The 21,963-nt window shown below is 71.9% G+C and carries 17 protein-coding genes and 1 tRNA gene; 9 read left to right on the top strand and 9 right to left on the bottom strand.

The features are described 5' to 3' along the window. Nucleotides 1–24 precede the first annotated feature (24 nt). The gene (locus HFP48_RS11050) at nucleotides 25–9,279 is read right to left on the bottom strand and encodes a type I polyketide synthase (protein WP_168579505.1); all 9,255 of its coding nucleotides are present in this window, start codon (nucleotides 9,277–9,279) and stop codon (nucleotides 25–27) included. Nucleotides 9,280–9,685: 406 nt separating this feature from the next. Here HFP48_RS11050 and HFP48_RS31560 point away from each other — a divergent pair, with 406 nt between their 5' ends. From HFP48_RS31560 to HFP48_RS11035, 4 genes are all read left to right on the top strand, one after another. Beyond that, a complete protein-coding gene (locus HFP48_RS31560) occupies nucleotides 9,686–10,168 on the top strand; it encodes an HNH endonuclease (protein ID WP_080688517.1) in 483 nt (160 codons plus the stop codon). Between the two features lie 47 nt (nucleotides 10,169–10,215). Beyond that, a tRNA-Leu gene (locus HFP48_RS11045) sits at nucleotides 10,216–10,300 on the top strand. 68 nt (nucleotides 10,301–10,368) lie between these two features. Continuing rightward, entirely contained in the window at nucleotides 10,369–10,788 is a 420-nt protein-coding gene (locus HFP48_RS11040; RefSeq protein ID WP_006937553.1) for a hypothetical protein, read from the top strand. Nucleotides 10,789–10,868: 80 nt separating this feature from the next. Beyond that, nucleotides 10,869–11,171 carry a DUF3817 domain-containing protein gene (locus HFP48_RS11035; RefSeq protein ID WP_059174777.1) on the top strand — a complete coding sequence of 101 codons (303 nt, stop codon included), beginning with the start codon at nucleotides 10,869–10,871 and terminating at the stop codon, nucleotides 11,169–11,171. Between the two features lie 105 nt (nucleotides 11,172–11,276). Here the strand turns inward: HFP48_RS11035 and rdgB are convergent, their stop codons facing one another. The 4 genes from rdgB to HFP48_RS11015 all read right to left on the bottom strand — a co-directional run bounded on the left by rdgB (nucleotide 11,277) and on the right by HFP48_RS11015 (nucleotide 14,210). Beyond that, nucleotides 11,277–11,885 (bottom strand): RdgB/HAM1 family non-canonical purine NTP pyrophosphatase, encoded by a 609-nt coding sequence (rdgB, locus tag HFP48_RS11030; protein ID WP_044476031.1) that lies wholly within the window; start codon nucleotides 11,883–11,885, stop codon nucleotides 11,277–11,279. A gap of 10 nt (nucleotides 11,886–11,895) precedes the next feature. Next, nucleotides 11,896–12,684 (bottom strand): ribonuclease PH, encoded by a 789-nt coding sequence (gene rph / locus HFP48_RS11025; RefSeq protein ID WP_006937538.1) that lies wholly within the window; start codon nucleotides 12,682–12,684, stop codon nucleotides 11,896–11,898. Between the two features lie 13 nt (nucleotides 12,685–12,697). Further along, nucleotides 12,698–13,459 carry a cyclic nucleotide-degrading phosphodiesterase gene (locus tag HFP48_RS11020; RefSeq protein WP_043799009.1) on the bottom strand — a complete coding sequence of 254 codons (762 nt, stop codon included), beginning with the start codon at nucleotides 13,457–13,459 and terminating at the stop codon, nucleotides 12,698–12,700. A gap of 124 nt (nucleotides 13,460–13,583) precedes the next feature. Beyond that, complete coding sequence (locus tag HFP48_RS11015) at nucleotides 13,584–14,210, bottom strand: rhomboid family intramembrane serine protease (RefSeq protein ID WP_168579504.1); 627 nt, start codon at nucleotides 14,208–14,210, stop codon at nucleotides 13,584–13,586. 168 nt (nucleotides 14,211–14,378) lie between these two features. On the opposite strand from HFP48_RS11015, the gene HFP48_RS11010 reads away from it, so the two are divergent. Then, nucleotides 14,379–14,531, top strand: a complete 153-nt coding sequence (locus HFP48_RS11010; RefSeq protein WP_168579503.1) for a hypothetical protein — start codon at nucleotides 14,379–14,381, stop codon at nucleotides 14,529–14,531. Nucleotides 14,532–14,547: 16 nt separating this feature from the next. On the opposite strand, the gene HFP48_RS11005 is transcribed toward HFP48_RS11010, so the two are convergent. The 3 genes from HFP48_RS11005 to clpS are packed head-to-tail and all read right to left on the bottom strand — an operon-like array spanning nucleotide 14,548 to nucleotide 16,578. Beyond that, nucleotides 14,548–15,654 carry a P1 family peptidase gene (locus HFP48_RS11005; protein ID WP_043799011.1) on the bottom strand — a complete coding sequence of 369 codons (1,107 nt, stop codon included), beginning with the start codon at nucleotides 15,652–15,654 and terminating at the stop codon, nucleotides 14,548–14,550. Then, the gene (locus tag HFP48_RS11000; protein WP_006937528.1) at nucleotides 15,651–16,229 is read right to left on the bottom strand and encodes a DUF2017 domain-containing protein; all 579 of its coding nucleotides are present in this window, start codon (nucleotides 16,227–16,229) and stop codon (nucleotides 15,651–15,653) included. Before HFP48_RS11000 ends, HFP48_RS11005 begins: the two co-directional genes overlap by 4 nt. A gap of 55 nt (nucleotides 16,230–16,284) precedes the next feature. Continuing rightward, on the bottom strand, nucleotides 16,285–16,578 hold the full coding sequence (gene clpS / locus HFP48_RS10995) for an ATP-dependent Clp protease adapter ClpS (RefSeq protein ID WP_050036334.1): 294 nt from the start codon (nucleotides 16,576–16,578) through the stop codon (nucleotides 16,285–16,287). Nucleotides 16,579–16,736: 158 nt separating this feature from the next. On the opposite strand from clpS, the gene HFP48_RS10990 reads away from it, so the two are divergent. From HFP48_RS10990 to HFP48_RS10975, 4 genes are all read left to right on the top strand, one after another. Further along, a complete protein-coding gene (locus HFP48_RS10990; RefSeq protein WP_168579502.1) occupies nucleotides 16,737–18,062 on the top strand; it encodes a nicotinate phosphoribosyltransferase in 1,326 nt (441 codons plus the stop codon). 5 nt (nucleotides 18,063–18,067) lie between these two features. After that, a complete protein-coding gene (locus HFP48_RS10985) occupies nucleotides 18,068–18,646 on the top strand; it encodes an isochorismatase family protein (RefSeq protein WP_029542976.1) in 579 nt (192 codons plus the stop codon). Nucleotides 18,647–18,671: 25 nt separating this feature from the next. Continuing rightward, the gene (locus HFP48_RS10980; protein WP_168579501.1) at nucleotides 18,672–20,702 is read left to right on the top strand and encodes an ATP-dependent DNA helicase; all 2,031 of its coding nucleotides are present in this window, start codon (nucleotides 18,672–18,674) and stop codon (nucleotides 20,700–20,702) included. A 128-nt stretch (nucleotides 20,703–20,830) separates the two neighbouring features. Then, entirely contained in the window at nucleotides 20,831–21,034 is a 204-nt protein-coding gene (locus HFP48_RS10975) for a cold shock domain-containing protein (protein ID WP_029542972.1), read from the top strand. Nucleotides 21,035–21,061: 27 nt separating this feature from the next. Here HFP48_RS10975 and HFP48_RS31555 read toward each other — a convergent pair whose 3' ends face one another. Then, nucleotides 21,062–21,463: a GAF and ANTAR domain-containing protein gene (locus HFP48_RS31555; protein WP_246872544.1), complete on the bottom strand. Its 402-nt coding sequence runs from the start codon at nucleotides 21,461–21,463 to the stop codon at nucleotides 21,062–21,064. Between the last annotated feature and the right edge of the window lie 500 nt (nucleotides 21,464–21,963).

Genomic DNA, 21,963 nt, shown 5'->3' with positions numbered 1-21,963 from the left:
TCTCTGTGACCGTGCGGCCGGCGGCTACTTGCAGCCGGGCAGACCCGAACGGTACACGTCGCCGTCACCCAGTCGTGCCTCCGGCGAGAGCAGCACGTCGGCCTCGAGCTGGCGTGCCGCCTTGGCCGGCACCGAGTCCCCGCCGAAGCGACGGTCGGCGGGCCGCTGGTACAGGGCCGCACCCCCGGTCATCGCCTCCGCGAGGCGGCGCTTACCGGCGACGGCGCGGGCCTGAGCCTGCTCCACGTAGGCCTCCCGGCGCTCCGCCGGGATCGCCTCGACGAACGCCTGCGGGTGGACCACCGCGATCAGCCCCGACACGTGACCGAACCCGAGGCTGGTCAGCAGACCGGCCTTGAGCGCGTACCGCTCGCCGAAGCGCAGCGGGGTGCGCGGCCACACCAGGTGCTCGAACTCGGCCATCTTGTCGTCGACGCAGTCCAGGCTGCGGTTCGGCGGGACGACGCCCTGGCTGAGGACCTGGCACAGGCCGATCAGCTGGAACGCCGCCGCGCCACCCTTGGCGTGACCGGTCAGCGACTTCTGCGACACCACGAACATCGGCGCGCCCTCGCTGCGGCCCAGCGACCCGGCCAGACGCTCGTGCAGCTCCGCCTCGTTCGGGTCGTTGGCCGCCGTGGAGGTGTCGTGCTTGGAGATCACCGCGATGTCGTCGGCGGTGACACCGAGCTTGCGCAGCTCCCGCGCCAGGCCCGACTCGAGCCCGCCGCGACCGGCGCCGAGGGCACCGATGCCCGGAGCCGGGATCGAGGTGTGCACGCCGTCGGCGAAGGACCCGGCCCACGCGACCACACCGAGGACGGGCAGACCCATCTCCAGCGCCAGGTCGCCGCGGGCGAGCAGGACCGTGCCGCCACCGGCGGACTCGACGAAACCGCCGCGCCGGCGATCGTTGGCCCGGGAGAACCGGCGATCGCTGATGCCCTTGGCCGTCATGTCGTCCGACTTCGCGGTGGCCGACATGTCACCGAACCCGACGATGCCCTCGATGCCGAGGTCGTCGAAGCCGCCGGCGACGACCAGCTGCGCCTTGCCCAGCTTGATCTTGTCGACGCCCTCCTCGACCGACACCGCGGCCGTCGCGCACGCCGCCACCGGATGCACCATCGCGCCGTAGCCACCGACGTACGACTGCACCACGTGCGCGGCGATGACGTTCGGCAGGGCCTCCTGCAGGATGTCGTTCGCGCGGGACTCGCCGAGCAGCGTGTCGATGTACAGCGACCGCATCGAGGTCATGCCGCCCATGCCGGTGCCCTGGGTGTTCGCCACGTACGAGGGGTGCACCCAGCGCATCAGCTCCGACGGGGTGAAACCGCTGGAGAGGAACGCGTCGACCGTGGTCACGATGTTCCACAGGCCCACCCGGTCCACGGACTCGGCCATGTCGGCGGGGATGCCCCACTTGGTGACGTCGAACCCGGTCGGGATCTGGCCGCCGACCGTGCGGGTCAGGTTCATCTTGCGGGGCACCCGGATCTCGGTGCCGGCCTTGCGGGTGACGGTCCAGTCACCGCTGTCCGGAACCGAGTGCGCGACGGTGTTCTCCGGGTCGGCATCGACGAACGCGCGGGCCTCGGCCTCGGAACCCACCACGAACGACAGGTCCTTGTCCAGGAACACCGAGGTCAGCAGCGGCGCCGCGTTGTCGACCATCGCGCCGTCGTCGGCGTAGCGGCGGATGCCGCAGCGCTCGACCACCGCGTCGTGGTACCGGTCGGCGATCTCCGCCTCGGGCACCAGCTCGCCGGTCTCCGCGTCGTACCAGCCCGGCTTGGGATCGTTCTCCCACGCCACCAGGCCGGTGGCCCACGCCAGCTCGAGCACACCGGCGGCCGACAGCTCCTCGTCGACCTCCATCTCGAAGCGGGTACGGGCCGACCCGTAGGGGCCGAGCTCGCCGGCGCCGACGATGACCACCAGATCGGCGGGGTCGACGTCGAGCGTGTTCCACTCCGGTGCCGGCAGCGTCGCGTCCAGGCGCGGCGGTGCGGGCAGCGCCGCGATCGTCGCGTGCTCGGGCTCCGCCGCGGCGTCCTTCGCGGCCTCGGCCTCCTCCTGCGCCTGCTTGGCCAGGGCCGGCAGGTCGATGTCGGCCTCCGACAGACCCCCGGTCAGGTCCGCCACCAGCGGCTCGACCGCGGCGGCCTCCTTGGAGCCGGCGGTGACGAGCTTCAGCAGCTCGACGGCCATCTCGTCGGTCGACCAGGTCCGCACACCGGCGGCCTCGGCGGCCTCCACCAGCGGATCGTTGCCGCCCATCAGGCCGGTGCCGCGCACCCACCCGATGAGGGCGTGGGCGAGGGTGACCCGCTCGGCCCAGATGCGCTCGGCGTGCCAGCGGTTGACGATCGCGTCGAGCGCGGCCTTCGCCTCGCCGTAGGCGCCGTCGCCGCCGAACTTGCCGCGGTTCGGCGAACCCGGCAGCACGACGTGCAGGTGGGTGTCCACGTCACGGTCGGAGCCGATGTCGGCCAGGCCCGCGATCAGGCGCTCCACCGACCACAGCAGGACCCGCATCTCCATCTCGGCGCGGGCACCGGCGTCGGCCATCGACCCGGACACGCGCGGCGCGGCGAACGGGAACAGCAGCGTCGGGGTCAGGGCCTCCTTGATCAGCTTCTTGGCGCCGCCCGCGGTCTCCACGGTTTCGGTGCCGAGCCACGTCACCAGGGCGTCGACGTCGGCGTAGGACGCCATGTTGGCCGGGACCACCCACAGCGCCGCACCGGAGCGTGCGTTGCACGCATACAGCTCCTTGTAGAAGCCGAGGCGGCTGTCGTTCAGGCTCGACGTGGTGACCACGACCGTGGCGCCGCCGGCGAGCAGCTTCGCCGCGACCGCGGCCGCGATCCCGCCCTTGCTGGCGCCGGTGACCACGGCGACCTCGCCCGCGTACTCGGCGTCGCCGGTCTGCCGGGCGGCCGTCGCGACGGCGTCGAAGACCTGCGCGAGCTCCGTGCGGCCGGCCTCGGTGGCCTTGCCCGCCCAGAACGCGGCGTGCGCGGCGACCGTGGCACCCGCACCGGCGAACCGCTCCGCGCCGATCTCGGCACCGAGCCAGATGCGAGCCAGGTCCTCGCGGGCCGTCGCCCACCGGTCGTCGATCAGCACGGCCTTGCGGGCGTCGAACGCCGGTGCGACCAGCCGCGGCCAGTCGGAGCCGAGCTCCGCCGAGACCAGGTCGACCAGCTCGGTGTCCGCCTTGTCCGCGAGGTCCGAGGCCGCGTCGGCCAGGCCCAGCTCGGACAGGATCAGGCGGGCGGTCTTGGCGAGCACACCGTTCGAGCCGGTGATGCCCTCGGCGAACTCGCCGAGCGCGGCAGCGTCGACGGTGGCACCGCCACCGCCACCGGCGGACGGCATCGACACCGCGACACCGCGGCGGCCGGCGACCGACTGCACGGCCGCGTCGATCAGCTTGTCGACGGCGGCACCGTCGGACAGCGCGCCGTCGGAGAGGCCGCCGAGCGCACCGCCGCGGACGGACGAACCGTCCCGGCTGCCCAGCGCGACCTCCGCGGTCACGTGCGACGCCCAGCCCTCGCCGAGACCCCACACCTTGGTGACCCGGTCGGCGACATAGGCGGGACGCTTGCCCGACGGGCCGAACACCTTGCGCAGGTGGTCGTTGATCGAGTCCGACAGCACCGGACCGAAGGGCCGGTAGGTGCGGGCCAGGCGATCGACCGTGCCGGCGAGCGCGCCCATGTCGGCGTCGGCCGCACCGTCGATGGCACCGAGCGACAGCTCCGAGCCGAGGTCGACGAGCAGCTGGTTGCGCCGCGAGGACACGCCGTCGCACAGCGCCTCGATCGTGTCGGCGGGACCGATCTGATCCGGGCGCAGCTTCGTCCACAGGGCGATGAGCACCTTCGTGGCGTCGGCGGCCTTGAAGGCGATGTCGTCCGGACGCGGACCACCCGCGGGAGCGGCGGGCGCGGCGGCCGGAGCGGCGGCCGCGGCCGGAGCGGCAGCGGAAGCGTCGGCCGAGGCCGGCTCGTCGTCCTCCACCGGCGCCGGATCGACGTCCGTGGAGTACACGATCGAGGCCTCGCGCTCGATGTTGAGCACCTCGACCGGCTGCCCGAAGCGGCCCGGCAGCTTCAGCGTCTGCGACGCCAGGTTCGCCACCGTGGGGGCGGCGCCGAGGCCGACCTCGACGAACCGCTCGACACCCAGGCCACCGTCGGCCTCGTCGGCGAACAGCAGATCCTGCGTCTCGATCCAGCGGACCGGGGACGCGAACTGCCACGCGAGGAGCTCGGCGAGCACCACGCGGCACAGCTTCGAGGGGTCGGCCGCCCAGGTGTCGAAGTCCGCGAGGACCTCGGCCAGCGGCTCGGACGGCACCAGGTCCGCGATCTCCTGGACGAACTCCCGGCCCAGGTTGAACGGCTTGGGCACCAGGTTCGGGATGTAGCGGCCGATGAGGATGTCGGGATCGATCTGCTCGGGCAGCAGGTTCAGCAGGCGCTCCCGGAAGTCGTCCACGCCGCCGCGCAGGACGGTCGAGTGGAACGGCACGTCGATGCCCGGGACCAGGATGAACGCACGCTTGCCCCCGAACTCGGCGACCTTGCGCTCGATCACGGACTCGAGGGCCTCGAGACCGGCGACCGTACCGGCAATCGCGTACTGCGAGCCGCGCAGGTTCAGGTTGACGATCTGCAGGAACTCCCCGGTCTCCTCGGCGACCCCGGCGACGAACGCCTCGAGATCGGCGTCGGCGACACCGAACTGCGACGGCCGGATCGCGGCCATGCGGTAGTTCGAACGGCCCTGCTCGTCGCGCGGCACGAGGGCGTGCATCGCCGACCCGCGGCTGAACACCACCTCGAGCACCGCCTCGAGCGGCAGCACCCCGGCGACCGCGGCGAGCGCGTTGTACTCGCCCACCGAGTGACCGGCCAGGAGCGCACCCTCGACGAAGGCGCCGGCCTCACGCAGTTCCGCGATCTGGGCGACACCCAGGGTCGCCATCGCGACCTGCGTGAACTGGGTCAGGTGCAGCACGCCGTCCGGGTGCTTGTGGGTGACGCCGCGGGCCTTGAGCACGGTCGGGTTGTCGCGCACCACGGCAAGGATGGAGAAGCCCAGGGCCTTGCGGGTGTGCTTGTCGGCGCGATCCCAGATCTCCCGGGCGGCCTTCGAGCGGGCGCGGGCGTCCAGGCCCATGCCGGGCCGCTGGATGCCCTGGCCGGGGAACGCGTACACCGTGCGCGGGGCGGCGGTGCGGCCGGTGGCGACCATCACCAGGTCGCCGTCCACGCGGCAGCTCACCTCGACGATCTCGGCGCCACGGTCGGTCGCGATGCGGTCGACGCGCACGTCGATCTGCGCACCCGGACGCACCATGCCGAGGAACCGGGCGGTCCACGCCGTCAGGCGGCGGGCCGGCAGCTTGGCGTCGGCCTCGAGGGCGGTGACGACCTGCTGGGCGGCGGCGGACAGCCACATGCCGTGCACGATCGGGGTGCCCAGGCCGGCCAGGAGGGCGGCGTTGTCCGAGGTGTGGATCGGGTTGTGGTCGCCCGACACCCGCGCGAAGGCGCTCATGTCGATCGGGGCGACGATCACGGCGTCGCGGCGGCGGCGACGCGGGGTCTCCACCGCGTCCTCGCTCACGGCACCGCCGGCACGGACCGGATCGGCCAGCTCGGCCTTGCCGGTGCGGCCACGGATCGCGAACCGCTCGATCAGGGTGGCGACCGTGGTGTCACCCGAGCCGTTGCCGTTGTCGGCGGTGATCTCGACGTGCACCTCGACGACCCGGCCGAGGTCGGTGTCGGCCACGTCCCGTGCCTCGGCCTTGACGCCCAGGATCGACGGATCGGTCGGCAGACCGTCCTTCACGTCGACGGCGTGGTCGAGATGGACCAGGTCGAGCATGCCCTCGATCACCGACAGGCTGTCGTCGGTCTGCGCGGCGCCGAGCGCGGCGAACACCGCCGGCCAACACGCGCCGACCAGGACGTCGGGCACACCGTGGCCGCTCGGGGTCAGGTTCAGCGGCAGTCCCGAACCGGTGACACCGGCGTGGTCGGCGATCTTCTCCGGCAGCCAGCCGAGGGTGATGCGGGCCGCGCCCTTCTTCACCGCGGGCAGCTCCTGCCCCGCGGCGACACCGAGCAGCGCCGACATCGACGCCGACGCGTCGTCCGCGGTGACGACCGGGGCGCCACCGGTGTGCACGGTGGCGGGCACCGTGAGGCGGATCTCGACGGTCTTGTCGCCGGCGAGCGGCACCGTCAGGCCCACGTGCTCGGCGTCGAGAACGCTCAGCGTGGCGCCCGTCGCGCCGTGCACGGCGGCGGTGTCGGACTCGACGGACCACTCGTCCAGGTCACCGAGGCGGTGCACCGGGTTGACGGTCTGCCGGCCGGCCCAGTTGACGTCCGGAGCCGACAGCACGGCGTCGAGCAGGCCGGCCGCGAGGTCCTGGTGGCGGCGGGCCGCGATCTGCACCGGCTCGATGCCGGCCGCGATCAGCTCGTCGACCGCGGCCTTCTCGAAGCGGTCGAGCAGCTCACCGACGGGCTCGTCGGCGCGGGTGATGCCCGCGACGGCGACGGTGCCCGGGATGATGCAGACCTGATCGGCGCTGTAGCGCGGATCGTGGGCCTGCCACAGGGAGTCGGACCGCCACCAGCGACGCACGTCCTGGTCGACGACCGGGACGAAGTTCACCGGCTTGCCCGGGGTGCGGCACAGCGAGACGAAGAACGGAACGTCGGCCGGGTGCAGGACCACCGAGTCGGCGTCCGGGAACTGCTCGGTCAGCGCGGCCAGCGCCGCGTACGGCCGGTCGAGGGCCGCGTCGTCGGCGAACAGCGTCGGGATCGGGCCACGGTCGGCCGGGTGCAGGCGGGACTCGGCGCGCTGCAGCATCTCGTGGAAGCGCTCACGCCAGGTGACGTCGATCCACGGGTTCTCGGCCGCGTCGGCCACCTCCTGCGAGCCGACGGCCAGCTCCAGGTAGCGGGCGAGCCACTGCCCGTAGGTCATCTCGGCGACGTCGCCGAAGTACGGCTTCGCGGTGACGTCGAGCGCGGCGATGATCTCGTCGCGGCGCGCGGCCACGGCCTCGGCGTCGCCCGCGACCTCGTCGAGCAGGCGGCCCGTGCGGGACGCGGCGTTGTCGATCTCGTGGATGTCCGCGCCCAGCTGGCTACGGCCGGAGGCCATGCCGCCGGAGGCGGTGCCGGCGCCGACCCAGTCGGGGGTGCCGGGGGTCTCGACGAGCATCCGCTTGACCTCGGGCGACGTGGTCGCCTCGAGCGTCGCCATCGCCGCGGTGCCGACGAGGATGCCGTCGAGCGGCATCGCCGGGAAGCCGTGGGCGGTGGACCAGCGGCCGGTCAGGTAGTCGGCGGCCCGCTCGGGGGTGCCGATGCCACCACCGACGCACAGCACCAGGTTGGAGCGGGTGCGCAGCTCGGCGTAGGTGGCGAGCAGCAGATCGTCGAGGTCCTCCCACGAGTGGTGGCCACCGGCGCGACCGCCTTCGATGTGGACGATGACCGGGTAGTTCGGCACCTCGTTCGCGATGCGGATCACCGAGCGGATCTGCGCCACGGTGCCCGGCTTGAAGGCGACGTAGCTGATGCCGGCCTCGGTCAGCTCCTCGATGATCGAGACGGCTTCCTCGAGCTCGGGGATGCCGGCGGTGACGACCACGCCGTCGAACGGCGCGCCCGCGGCGCGGGCCCGCGGCACCAGCCGCTTGCCACCCACGTGCAGCTTCCACAGGTACGGGTCGAGGAACATCGAGTTGAACTGCACGGCGCGGCCCGGCTCGAGCAGCCCCTTCAGTTCCTCGACGTGGTCGGCGAAGATCTGCTCGGTGACCTGGCCGCCGCCGGCGAGCTCGGCCCAGTGGCCGGCGTTGGCTGCCGCGGCGACGATCTTCGGATCGACGGTGGTCGGCGTCATGCCGGCCAGCAGGATCGGGGAGCGGCCGGTCAGGCGCGTGAACGCCGTCTCGACGCCCTGGCGGCCGTCGGGCAGGGTGACCGGCTTCGGCGCGAACGCGGACCACGGCTGCGGCACCTCGGGCTCCGCGCCCGGGGTCAGCAGGTTGCGCTGACCGCCGCGGGTGGCGGCCGCGATGATGCCCACACCCTGGCCACGCAGGCCCGAGCTGGTCATACGGGTCAGCAGCTCACCGGGACCCATGTCCAGGATCCACGAGGCGCCGGCCGCGACGGCGTCGTCGACGAGGGCGACCCAGTCGACCGGGTCGACGAGCACTTCCTGCGCCAGCGAGCGGGCGAGGTCCGCGTCCAGGCCGCAGCGGGCGGCCCAGTCGGCGACCTGCTCGACCGCGTCGGCGAGAGCGGGGTGGTGGAAACCGATCTCGGCGGAGACCGGCTCGAAGGTCGGGGCGAACACGGCACCGCCGCGCTTCTTCGCCTCACGCTCGCGGGTCTCCGCGGCGGAGATCTCCTCGCAGCGCTGCTGCACGCGAGCCAGGGCGGCAGGCGGGCCGGACAGCACGACGCGGCGGCGGGCGTTGCGGATGGCGACGACCGCGGAGCGCTGCGGGTCCTGGTCGGCGAAGACCTCGGCGACGACGGCGCGCAGGCGCTCGGGGTCGACGTTCGCGACGGCGAGCATCGGGAAGCGCTCGGCGCCGGCGATGATGCCGCGGCGACGGCCGACGAGGGTGGCGGCGGCACCGATGAGCTGGGCGATCGCGAGGATCTGCCCGTCCTTGGCGCCGGCGGCCTCGGTGGCCGCGACGGCCAGCACGCCCTGCGAGTGGCCGATCACGGCGGCCGGGGCCTGGGCGGTCACGTCGAGGCCCTGGTTCGCCAGCGCGCGCAGCGCGGCCACCTGGGTCAGGAACACGCCGGGCAGCGAGACCGCGGCGGAAGTCAGCGTGGACTCGGAGGGGCCGGAGACGGGCGTCTCGTCCTCGTCGGCGACCTCCTGCTCGAGCATCCAGGCGATGGGGTCGAAGCCGCTCGGGCGCACGACGACGAGGTCGTGTGCGACGGGCGCGAGCAGCGCGGTGGCCTCGTTGACCAGTTCGGTCAGGACCGGCTCGAGCCCGTTGTCGCGGCTGAGTTCTTCGAGGGAGCTGAGCCAGGGAGCGCCCTGGCCACCGAAGGCGAGTGCGTAGGGCTCCCCGGCGAGGAGCTTGTCGACCAGCGCGCCCTTACGGGAAGCGGGGGCGTTGCCCCGGTCACTGGCGCGTCGTGATGCCTTCGAGTTCCGTCCGTTGTCGGCTGGTGTGGTCTCGTCGATCGTCACGCGTGTAGTTCCTCTCCTGAACACCGCAAGGGCGTGGTCTCGTGGCCGCCCGCGCCGCCGTTGGCGTTCTGATGGGCTCTGATCTGCTCGTTCGGGCTACCCAAGAGTGACACAAAATCATGAGGGGTTCCTCATGTTTTGTTCCGCGCGGGTTACCTCCCCCGAAGGGGCACGTGAGATCACTCACAGGAGGTCGGAGAAGTGACCGGTTGGTAGGGAGAGTCCGCGCAGGCTGCGCGGCTACATGGACGTCCATCAACCTGAGGAATCCCTCAGGTTTATCGTTACACAATCGTTACCATCTTGACTGACCGCGAAACGCGTGCATGAGGGCACTTTCGGCAATTTGTCGGCGCCGTCCGATACAGTCCCGCGCATCGAACATACATTCGATCCAGGGGGGATGATGGGACGGTCGACGAAGTACACACGGGAAGTCCTCGAGGATGCGGTCCGAAACTCGACGAGCGTTGCGGGGGTCATGCGCTACTTGGGCCTGGTGCCGAGCGGGGGTTCGCACCATCACCTCAGTCGCCGGATCAAACGGCTGGGCATCGACACGTCGCACTTCACCGGATCGGCGCACACCAAGGGCAGTCATGCCCTGAACCGTCTCGCATGGAGGGAGGTGCTTGTCTGCAAACCGACCGGCGCTCCCCGACAGAGACCGAATCTGCTTCGCCGCGCCCTCATCGAGTCCGGTCGTCCCTACAAGTGCGAGGGGTGTGGCATCGGCACTGAATGGTGCGACTACCCGATAACGCTCCATGTCGACCACATCGATGGGAATCCGAATGATTCCCGTCCGGAGAACATCCGCTTCCTGTGCCCCAACTGCCACAGCCAAACCCCGACCTGGGCCGCGAGAAAACGCTTTGGCGCCCGATAGGTCGAGCGAGGAAGGACGGATGTAGTCGCGTATGGTGACGCTGGTAAGCGCGAGTGGCGGAACAGGCAGACGCGCGGCGCTTAGAACGCCGTGTCTTCGGACGTGGGGGTTCAAGTCCCCCCTCGCGCACCACGTGACCTCGCCCACGGCCCCCGACCGCTCTTGGCAGGTCGAGGGGCCGCTCGGGTACTTTTGATGACGTGTCCGAGAACCGTCCGCCGCGTCGCCTTGCCCTCGTCGTACTGGTGGCGGTCGCCGCGGCCGGCTGTCTCGGTCTGGGTTTCTGGCAATGGACACGGTTCGAGGCCGTGGGCGGCACGTTCCAGAACCTCGGCTACGCCCTGCAGTGGCCCGCCTTCGCCTTCTTCTGCGTCTACGCCTACCGCCGGTTCGTGAAACTCGAGACCGAGGACGCCGAGAGCCAGGCCACGGGTGCACCGCGCGCGTCGGAACCGAAGGAACCCACCGAGATCCCCGAGGATCTCCTCCCCCAGCGGCCCCGCACTGGGCTCGATCCGAACGCGGCCGTCGATCCGGACGACCCGGAGGCTCGGCAGATGCTGGAGTACAACGATTACCTCGCGCAGCTTGCGCGCAGGTCCGATAGGAGCGCTCAGTGAGCACGACCCCCGAGCAGGCACCCGACCAGACGAGCGGTTCGACCGCGCCGCACTCCCGTCCGGAGGCCGACCGGAAGAAGATTGCCTCGGCCCTGACGCGGTACCGCGCGCTCGCCTGGATCACCGGCGTGTGGCTGCTCGTGCTCACCGGCGAGATGGTCGCGAAGTACATCCTGAAGGTCGAGAACGTCCCCGGCTGGATCGCCGTGGTCCACGGCTGGGTCTACGCGGTGTATCTCGTGCTCACGCTCGACCTGGCGATCAAGGTGCGCTGGCCCGCGGGCCGCACGATCGGCACCCTCCTCGCCGGCACGATCCCGTTCCTGTCGTTCTTCGTCGAGCACCAGCGCACGAAGCAGGTCAAGGCCGACTTCGGCGTCTGATCCGGCTGGCCGATCGGCGCGCGAAACAGCAAGCCGCCCACGCGATTGCGTGGGCGGCTTCTTGTTTCGCGTGGGAGCGCAGGCTTCGCGCCGCGGCGGCGGGCGTCAGCGGGCGAGCGCTGCGAGATCGGGCACCAATCGTGCCAGTGCGCGCCCGCGGTGCGACGAGGCGTCCTTCTCCTCGGCGCTGAGCTCGGCGGCGGTGCGCTCCTCCCCCTCGGGCCGGAACACCGGGTCGTAGCCGAAACCGTTGGCGCCGCGCGGGCTGTGGACGATGGAGCCGCGCCACTCACCGCGCACGACGTGCACCGCGATCTCGCCGTCGTCACCGGGGACGGCGAGGGCACAGGCGGAGACGAATGCCGCGCCGCGGCGCTCGTCGGGAACGTCCTGCAGCTGCCCGAGCAGCAGTTCGGTGTTGGCGTGGTCGTTGCCGTGCCGCCCCGACCACCGGGCGGAGAGCACCCCGGGCATCGCATTGAGGGCATCGACCTCGAGTCCGGAATCATCTGCGACGCACGGCATTCCGGTCGCCGCCGCGCCGTCGCGCGCCTTGGCGGCCGCGTTCTCCTCGAACGTCGCGCCGGTCTCGGGCGCCTCGTCGTAGGGCGGCACGGCGTCGAGTCCGACGAGGTCGATCCCCTCGATCCCGGCGGCGTCGAGGACGCGCCGCAGTTCGCGCAACTTCTTCGCGTTCCGGCTCGCCACGAGCACCTGCACCCTGTCAGACACCGAACTTCTTCCTGGTCCGCTCGGGGGTCACGGGCTGCGGCAGCGTGCCCGGGTAGGGGGCGTCGAGCGCCTGCTTCTGGATCTCGCACAGTTCGGCGATGCCGGCGAGCGCAGAGTCGAGCATCTTGTCGAGGGTGGACCGGGCGAACGTCGCACCTTCGCCGGTCCCCTGGACCTCGACGAGGGTGCCGGTGTCGGTGGCGATGACGTTCATGTCGACCTCGGCGCGCACGTCCTCCTCGTAGGGCAGGTCGAGGCGGACGCGGCCGTCGACGACACCGACGCTCACGGCCGCGATGGCGCACGAGATCGGCTGCGGGTCGGTGAGGCGGCCCGCCGCGCTCAGCCACGCGACGGCGTCGACGAGGGCCACGTAGGCGCCGGTGATGGCGGCGGTGCGGGTGCCGCCGTCGGCCTGCAGGACGTCGCAGTCGATGGCGATGGTGTTCTCGCCGATGGCGGCGAGGTCGATGCAGGCGCGCAGGGCGCGGCCGACAAGGCGGCTGATCTCCTGGGTGCGGCCGCCGAGCTTGCCCTTGACGGATTCGCGTCCGCTGCGGGTGTGGGTGGCGGCGGGGAGCATCGCGTATTCGGCGGTGAGCCAGCCGAGACCGGAGCCCTTGCGCCAGCGCGGCACGCCCTCTTCGACGCTGGCGGTGCACATGACGCGGGTCTGGCCGAATTCCACGAGCACCGAGCCCGCGGGGTGGTTGGTGAATCCTCGGGTGATCCGGATGGGGCGGAGTTCGTCGTCCGCTCTGCCGTCTTCTCGTGTGGTCACCCGGACGAGCCTATTAGATGGGGTAGACGTCCCCGGCGGACACCGCGTGGACGGGCCCGGAGTACTGCTCCTTGGCTTCGGCGATGACGTCCTCGCGCGAGGTCCACGGCGGGATGTGGGTGAGCAGCAACTCGCCCACCTCGGCGCGAGCGGCGAGCATGCCGGCCTCGGCGCCGGAGAGGTGGATACCGTCGGGGCGGTCGTCGGGTGCGTGGGTCCACGAGGCCTCGGACAGCAGGACGTCGGCGCCGCGCGCGAGCTCGACGACCTCGTCGCACATGCCGGTGTCGCCGGTGTAGACGACGGTGCGCCCGGAGTCGCTGGTGATGCGGAATCCGTAGGCCTCGGGCGGGTGGTTGACCCGGCCGGGGTGGATGGTGAGCGCGCCGAAGCGGAAGGCTTCGCCGTCGGCGAGGGGGCGCACGTCGAGGGTGTCGCTGACGTCGTCCATCTCGCCGGCGATCTCGGCGGAGGCGGCGCCGATGCGGACGCTGGTGTCCGAGGGGCCGTAGACGAGGGTCCGTCCGGTGGGGCGGTTCGGGGAGTAGCGCCGCCAGACGAGCAGGCCGGGGATGTCGAGGCAGTGGTCGGCGTGCAGGTGCGAGAGCAGCAGCGAGACCTCGCCGGGGTCGGCGTAGCGCTGGAGGGCCCCGAGGACGCCGGGACCGAAGTCGATCACCAGGGGCGGGGTGCCCGGGGCGGTGATCAGGTAGCCCGACGCGGCGGAATCCGGCCCGGCCACGCTGCCGGAACACCCCAGGACGGTCATGCGCATGGGGGTCATGCTGCCACGTCCCTGTGGCTGCGACGAAGCCAACGCAGGTTTTGATCGAGAGATGTCACAGTTGCGGCGACGCTGTGAGCCTACCGATCGGTCAGTTGTTGCGCGGGGGTGCGTCTCACCCGAACGAGGAGGTGGGCACGGCCGGCGGGCGGCGGCGGCGACGCTCGTCGGCGGAGAGCAGCCAGGCGGCCAGGACGCCGCCCACGGCGCCGAAGAGGTGCCCCTGCCAGGAGACGCGCGGATCGCTGGGCAGCACGCCCCACAGGATGCCGCCGTAGACGAACAGCACGATCACCCCGATGACGATCTGGCTCGACTGCCGGGTGAAGATGCCGCGTGTGATCAGGTAAGTGAGCCATCCGAAGACGAGGATCGACGCGCCGATGTGCACGAAGCCGGACCCGGCGGTGAGCCAGGTGCCGAGCCCGCCGACCACCCAGATGATCGCGGTGGCGGCCAGACCGCGGCCGATGCCGGAGACGAGCACGAGGAAGCCGAGCACGAGCAGCGGAATGGTGTTGGCGCTCAGGTGCGCCCAGTCGGCGTGGAGCACGGGTGCGAACGCCACGCCCCACAGCCCGTCGGCGGTTCTCGGTTCGATACCGGCGGAGTCGAGGTCGGCGGGCGCGGCGGCGTCGACGGCTTCGACGCCGTAGAGCAGGGCGACGAATCCGGCGATCAGGAGCGCCGCGCGCTGCCAGACGGGCCGGGGCCCGGGACGGGAACCGTCGGGTACGGTCATGCGCTCGCCCTTCGCGTGTGTCCTGTGCTGTGTTCCTGGCTTTCGAGCCTACCGACGTGCGCACCGCTCGACACGTGCGCGGCGACGGTCGGGCTTCGCCGTGAAAGCCCTGTCGACCGGCGGCCCGGTGGCTACTGTGGGAGGCACCGTCGGACCCGGGAGGCAGTCGTGCCGAGAAACGTCGGAGATCGCTACGCCTGCGAGAAGTGCGGCGCGCAGATCGTCTACGAGAAGCCGTGTCCCTGCACCGAGGGGATGCCGCATTCGGAGATCTGCTGCGGCGACCAGATGAAGCGTGTGTCGGAGGGCACGCCGGGCTGAGCCCTCAGCGCGGTCCTCAGCGCGACGTGGGAATCCCGGCCGTGAAGGCGGAGGGGAACACGTCACGATAGGCGGGGATACCCGCGACCGCAGTGGCCTGCAGCACCGCGTCGACGACGGCGCGCTGGACGACCTCGGCGGCCGCCTCGCACACGGCGGCCAGCACGGGCAGTTCGGGCGCGAAAGCCTCCGGGATCGGTCGGCTCGCGCCGGGGGGCGTCGCGGTGCCGGTGGCCAGGGCGAAGAGGGTGTCGCCGTCGAGGGGTGAGTGGGCGGGGCGGACGGCCCGGGCGAGGCCGTCGTGCCCGGCGACGGCGACACGGCGGCAGGCCGCGGCGGTCAGGTCGGCGTCGGTGGCGACGACGCCGATGGTGGTGTTGAGGGCGGTGCCCTTGGATGCGAGGGCGTTGGCGGCGGCGAGGTCGGTTGCGGTGGGCGCGACGAGCCCGAGCCGGGCGGCCCGGGCGGGGCCGAGGCCCCAGGGCAGGCCGGTCTCGGGGTCGAACACGGCTCCGACGGGGTTGGCGACGACGAGGGCTGCGACGGTGACGCCGGCGGCGGGGCCCTCGGCCAGGAACAGGCTCGCGGTGCCGATGCCGCCCTTGAGGGTGCCGGCGCGTGCGCCGACTCCGGCGCCGACGGTGCCGCGGGCGACGGTCGTGCCGGCGGCCGCGGCGGCCCGATATCCGCTGTCGGCGGTGGGCCGGGCGGTCCACTCCCCCACGGGCAGGTCGAAGACGACCGCGCCCGGCACGATGGGCACCACGGCCCCCGGCGGCCCCATCGGAATGCCGCGGCCCTGTTCCTCGAGCCACCGCATCACGCCGTCGGCGGCGGCGAGCCCGTAGGCGCTGCCTCCGGTGAGGAGCACCGCGTCGACGCGCTGGACGGAGTGGCTGGGGTCGAGCAGGTCGGTTTCGCGGGTGCCGGGCCCGCCGCCGCGGACGTCGACGGCGGCGGTGACGGCACGGTCGGGCACGACGACGGTGCATCCGGTGGCCCGCCCGGTGCCGAAGGCGTGGTCGGAGCCGAGGGTGACGTCGGCGTCGAGGGCCTGCCAGTGCCCCACGCGCAGGCCGGCGACGTCGGTGAGCGAGTCGGTGGGTCCGGGCGTGGCCGTCACGGCAGCAGCGCCTGGACGAGGGAGTCCTGCATCCAGGTCAGCCAGTGGTAGACGTCGAGGTGCGGGGCCCGCGGGTCGTCTTCGTCGAGCGTCTCGGGGGTGTCGTCGTCGATGCCGAGGGTGGTGCCGAGGGCCAGCCGGAGGTCGTTGAGCCCGTACAGCCAGGCATCGGCCTGTTCCGGGCTGAGCACCACCTTGCCGCCGGATTCGGGGACGGTGCGCAGGATGACGGCTCCGGCGGCGAGCTTGGCGTCGATGATGTCGGGTTCGTGCAGGCTGCGCAGGGCACCGTTGAGGTCGGCGGATTCGTCGTCGGGATGGACGGTGGCGTCGGCGTCGGGCCGGTGGAAGTCGGGCAGCAGCCGTTGCAGGGCGGGGACGTCCGGCGGGGTGCAGTTGCCGGTGCGCAGGCCGGTGAGGGCGGCGAGGTCGTCCTGCGGGGCGCCGGCGGCGCGTTCTTCGAGCATGCCGAGTACGGATGCGACGAGCGAGCGCAGCACCGACGCCTCGTGTGCGTCCATCTCGGATCGCAGCTTCACGCCTCCGAGCGAGTTCTTCCTGCTCCACTGCCGCACGTCGGTCGGCTCCTCCTGGCTTCGCGGTCGGGATGGTCGGCGAGCGGGCGGCCGGTCACTCGGCCCGCTGCATCGTCGCCCACAGCCCGGCGGCGTGCAGGCGTTGCACGTCGTGTTCCATCTTGTCACGCGAGCCGCTCGAGACGACCGCCTTGCCTTCGTTGTGCACCTTGAGCATCAGCTCGGTGGCCTTGGCCTTGCTGTACCCGAACAGCTTCTGGAAGATGTACGCGACGTAGTGCATGAGGTTGACCGGGTCGTCCCACACGACGGTGACCCAGGGCCGGTCGACTGCTTCGATCTCCTCGACGGTTTCGGCTTCCGCCGGCATTGCCTGCCCTGCCGCCATGGTGACGGCGGGAAACGAGGCCACGGTGACTGCGTCGGACGGCTCCGGGGGGGCGGTGCCGAACGGGCTTGTCGGGGAACACGTCGCCATGTCTCCAGGGTACGGCGTCGGCGCCCGGCAATACAGCCGCATCCCGGCCCGCGCTCTACAGTGATCGGGTGCCCGATTCCCTTCTGCCGCGCACCGCGACGGCGAGCACCGCCCTGTTCACGGACGTCTACGAGCTGACGATGCTCGAGGCCGCGCTCGCGGACGGCACCGGTTCCCGCCCTTGCACGTTCGAGGTGTTCGCGAGGCGTCTGCCGCCCGGGCGCCGGTACGGCGTGGTCGGTGGGACCGGCCGGCTGATCGATGCGCTGGAGACGTTCCATTTCGGCGAGGAAGAACTGGCCGTGGCGGGACGGTTCCTCGACGCCTCGACCGTGGAGTGGCTGCGCGGTTACCGGTTCTCCGGCGACATCGAGGGCTACCGGGAGGGCGATTTCTACTTCCCCGGTTCGCCGGTGCTGGCGGTGCGCGGCACGTTCGCCGAGTGCGTCCTGCTCGAGACCCTGATCCTGTCGATCCTCAACCACGACAGCGCGGTGGCGTCGGCGGCGGCGCGGATGGTCAGCGCCGCGGACGGCCGCACGCTGATCGAGATGGGGTCGCGCCGCACCCACGAGGAGGCGGCGGTCGCGTGTGCGCGGGCGGCATACCTCTCGGGCTTCGACGCGACGTCGAACCTCGAGGCGGTGCGCCGGTACGGGGTGCCGGGCACGGGTACCGCGGCGCACGCGTTCACGCTCGTGCACACCACCGGGGCGGGCCGCGACGAGGCGGCGGCGTTCCGGAGCCAGGTCGAGACGCTCGGGGTGGGGACCACGCTGCTGGTGGACACGTACGACATCACCAACGGGGTGCGCACGGCCGTCGAGGTGGCCGGCACCGGACTCGGGGCCGTGCGGATCGACTCGGGCGATCTCGGCGTGCTGGCCCGGCAGGTGCGGGAGCAGCTCGACGGCCTGGGCGCGACGAACACGAAGATCGTGTTGTCGGGTGACCTGGACGAGTACTCGATCGCAGGTCTGCGCGCCGAGCCGGTCGACGTGTACGGCGTCGGGACGTCGCTGGTCAGCGGCTCGGGCGCGCCCACGGCCGGGATGGTCTACAAGCTGGTCGAGGTCGACGGCATCCCGGTGGAGAAGCGCAGCGCGCACAAGGAGTCCCGGGGCGGCGCCAAGCGGGCCGTGCGGTTCGCCCGCCCGACCGGCACGCTGGTGGAAGAGGTGATCTACCCGGCGGACGCGCCCGTACCGGGGGGCGACGGCGAGGTGGTGCACGAGCTGATGGTTCCGCTGGTCTGCAACGGCGAGCGGGTCGGCGACGGGCCTACGCTGGAGGAGAGCCGGGCATTGCTCGCGCACGGGCTGATCAGTCTCCCGTGGGAGGCCCTGACCCTGTCGGCGGGCGAGGCCGCGGTGCCGACCCGATTCGTGAGGTGAGGACGTTGTCGCGGGCGCTGATCATCGTCGACGTGCAGAACGACTTCTGTGAGGGCGGGTCGCTGGCCGTGGCCGGTGGCGCCGCGGTCGCCGCGGACATCAGCCGGTACCTGGCCGCACACGCGCAGGACTACGCGCACGTGGTCGCCACCCGGGATCACCACGTCGATCCGGGTGCGCACTTCGCCGAGGAGCCGGACTTCGTGGACTCGTGGCCGCCGCACTGCCGGGCGGGAACCGAGGGTGCCGAGTTCCATCCGGCCCTCGACACCACCCGCGTGGAGGCGGTCTTCTCCAAGGGGGCGTTCGAGGCCGCGTACTCGGGCTTCGAGGGCAGCCACGACACGGGCGAGTCCCTCGACGGGTGGCTGCGCGGGCACGGGGTCACCGCGGTCGACATCGTGGGTATCGCCACCGATCACTGCGTGCGGGCGACCGCGCTCGATGCCACCGCCGCCGGGTTCGACACGCGGGTGCTGCTGCCGTACACGGCCGGGGTGAGCGAGGCGACCGTCGAGTCGGCGCTCTCGGCGCTCCGGGAGGCGGGTGTGGACCTGGTCGGACAGGTCGGGCCGCGAACCTGACGGTGGTGCCCAGTACCCTGACGCGGTGCCCGAACTCCCGAATGTGCCGGAACTGCTGCGCACCGCGGTGCACGCGCTGGGCGGCAAGGAACGGCGCAACCAGCTGACCATGGCCTCGGCGGTGGCGCATTCGCTGGACACCGGCGAGCACCTCGCGGTCCAGGCCGGTACCGGCACCGGCAAGTCGCTGGCCTACCTCGTGCCGGCCGTGCGGTATGCGGTGCAGACGGGCCGGACGGTGGTGGTCTCCACCGCGACGATCGCGCTGCAGCGTCAGCTGGTGGACCGGGACCTGCCGCGGCTGGCCGGCGCGCTGGAGTCGGCGCTGGGCCGGCGCCCCCGCTTCGCGATCCTCAAGGGCCGCGGGAACTATCTGTGCCTGAACAAGATCCACACCGGTCTGGCCGAGGAGCCGCCTGCGGACGACCAGTTGTTCGACGCGTTCGCCCTGTCGCGGATCGGCCGGGAGGTGCGTCGGATCACGGAGTGGTCGTCGGCCACCGGCACCGGCGACCGCGACGACCTCGTCCCCGGCGTGTCGGATCAGGCGTGGCGTCAGGTGAGTGTCACCGCCCGCGAGTGCCTGGGCAAGTCGCGGTGCCCGGTCGGCGAGGACTGTTTCGCGGAGATCGCCCGCGCCGAGGCCGGGCAGGTCGACGTGGTCGTCACCAACCACGCGCTGCTGGCGATCGACGCGATCAGCGGCATCTCGATCCTGCCCGAGCACGACGTGGTGGTGGTCGACGAGGCGCACGAACTCGTGGACCGCGTCACCGGGGTGGCGACGGCGGAGCTGTCCGGCGGCACCGTCTCGGCCGCGGCGCGGCGCTGCGTGAAGCTGATCGAGGACGAGGACGTCGACCGGCTCGAGGGGGCCGCCGAGAACTGGGAGGCGCTGCTCGAGGAGCTGCCGCCGGGGCGGTGGGACGAGTTGCCCGAGGGCGCGGGCGCGGCGCTGGCCGCGATCCGCGACGCGGCGTGGGCCGTGCGCACGGCGATCGGACCACCCAAGCCGGGGCTCGACGCCGAGGCCGCCGCGGCCCGCAACCAGGCGCTGGCGGACGTCGACGAGGTGCACGACTGCGCGGTTCGCGTGCTGACCGCCTTCGAGGAGACGGATCCCGCTGCCCGCCGGGACGTCGTCTGGCACGCCGCCGACGAGTTCCGCGGCAACACCCGCCACACGGTGCGGATGGCGCCGCTGTCCGTCGGCGGACTGCTGCGGTCCCGGCTGTTCGCCGCGTCGACGGTCGTCCTGACCTCGGCGACGTTGACGGTGGGTGGCTCGTTCGACGCGCTCGCCGTCAACTGGGGGCTGCCGCCGCAGTCGCCGGCCCGCAGCGACACCGGCGCGGCGTCGGGGACGGAACCACCGTCCGACGACGGGGACCTGCGGTGGAATTCCCTGGACGTGGGATCGCCGTTCGATCACGCCCGCTCCGGCATCCTGTACGTCGCCAAGCACCTGCCGGCCCCCGGCCGCGACGGGCTCTCCCCCGCGTACCTGGACGAGATCGCGGAGCTGGTCGAGGCCGCCGGCGGCCGCACGCTCGGGCTCTTCTCGTCGATGCGCGCCGCGAAGGCGGCGGCGGAGGCGATGCGGGAGCGCCTGGACACGCCGGTCCTGTGCCAGGGCGAGGACGCGACCGGCGCCCTGGTGGAGAAGTTCGCGGCCGACGAACCGACGTCGTTGTTCGGGACCCTGTCGCTGTGGCAGGGCGTGGACGTGCCGGGACCGTCGCTGTCGCTGGTGATCCTGGACCGGATCCCGTTCCCGCGACCGGACGACCCGCTGCTGGTGGCGCGGCAGCGGGCGGTGGAGGCGCGCGGGGGCAACGGCTTCCTGTCGGTGGCGGCCACCCACGCCGCGCTGCTGCTCGCGCAGGGCGTGGGCCGGTTGTTGCGCAGCACGGACGATCGGGGTGTCGTGGCGGTGCTCGATCCCCGCCTGGCGACCGCACGGTACGGCGGGTATCTGCGCGCGTCGCTGCCCCCGTTCTGGGAGACAGCCGATCCGCGGGTGGTGCGCAAGGCGCTCGTCCGTCTGCGGGGCTGACCGGGCCGCGACGCGTCCGATCCCGAAACGTTCACGACTTTCCCGGAATTTCCGGCCGTTTCGCGGCAGCATCGAAGGCGGCGCAGGCGCCGGAGTCGAGGGTCGCAGGGACAGGGGGCTTTTCGGATATGCCACAGGGCGTTGTGAAGTGGTTCGACGAGGAGAAGGGGTTCGGCTTCATCGCGGAGGAGGGCGGCGGGCCCGACATCTTCGTCCACTACTCGGAGATCGCGGGGACGGGCTTCCGCTCGCTGACAGAGGGTCAGCGCGTCGAGTTCGAGATCGGACTGGGTGTGAAGGGACCTCAGGCGGAGAACGTCCGACCGGTGTGAGAACCGCGGCCGCCGCGGCACCGGTGATCAGACGCGCAGGCCCACCTCGACGATCGCCTTGGCAACCGACCGCACGGGTGCCTGGTTGCTGCGGGCGTGGCCGCGGATGAGCCGGAACGCCTCGTCGGGGGTGGTGCTCCGGGCGTGGGCGATGATGCCCTTCGCCTGTTCGATGACGATGCGCGAATCGAGCGCCGTCTGCAGTTGCGCGTTCAGCTGCTCGTGCTGCCGCAGCTTGTTGGAGTTGACGATGTAGCCGGTGGCCATGTCTGCGAAGATCTGCGCCGCCGCGATCTCACGATCCGCCCATTCGCGCGATTCGCACGCGTACAGGTCGAGAGCGCCGATCTTCTCGTCCGCGAGCTGCATCGGTATGCCGGCCACCGCCGCGATCCCGTGCTCGCGGGCCTTCTCGCGTAGTCCGGCCACAGGTCTGATCGTGTCCGCACGTCGGCGACCGCGATGGGCTCGCCACGATCGAACGCGTACTGGCACGGCCCCACCCCGGCCTCCTCCTGGCAGCGTTCCATCTCCCCCACCACCTCGGCGGCCGCGGTGACGAACTGCAGCCGGCCCTCGCACTGCAGGCTCACGCCGCACCCGAGGAGACCCAGAACGGCGGTCACGCCGTCGACGAGCTCGTCGAGCGCTGCGCCGACGTCGTAGGGGGTGGGCAGCAGGCGCGCGAACCGCGACAGCACCGCCATGAACTCGTCCTGGTCGAACACCGGCGCGCCCCCTCCGGTCGGCAACACCCTCGATAGTGACACACATCACAGTTCTTGGGTGGCGTCGCACGCGTCACATCACATATCCTGGTACACAGAGCGTCCGCCCCAGATCCCGGCGACGCCCGAATCGGAGCCGCCCCGACCCCCGGTGCTCCTCTCTCACTCTCCACGAATCGTGTGGACAGGTTTTCGGGAGAA

Source organism: Rhodococcus sp. DMU1, assembly GCF_012272955.1.
Lineage (GTDB): Bacteria > Actinomycetota > Actinomycetes > Mycobacteriales > Mycobacteriaceae > Rhodococcus > Rhodococcus aetherivorans.
Note: the sequence above shows the minus strand (reverse complement) of the source record. Positions and strands in the feature narration are given on the sequence as shown.

Excerpts from the sequence above, each read along its gene's own strand:
- HFP48_RS31560 (WP_080688517.1), top strand. The coding sequence starts at position 9,686 with ATGGGACGGTCGACGAAGTACACACGGGAAGTCCTCGAGGATGCGGTC.
- HFP48_RS11020 (WP_043799009.1), bottom strand. The coding sequence starts at position 13,459 with ATGCGCATGACCGTCCTGGGGTGTTCCGGCAGCGTGGCCGGGCCGGAT.
- HFP48_RS11015 (WP_168579504.1), bottom strand. The coding sequence starts at position 14,210 with ATGACCGTACCCGACGGTTCCCGTCCCGGGCCCCGGCCCGTCTGGCAG.
- clpS (WP_050036334.1), bottom strand. The coding sequence starts at position 16,578 with ATGGCGGCAGGGCAGGCAATGCCGGCGGAAGCCGAAACCGTCGAGGAG.
- HFP48_RS10975 (WP_029542972.1), top strand. The coding sequence starts at position 20,831 with ATGCCACAGGGCGTTGTGAAGTGGTTCGACGAGGAGAAGGGGTTCGGC.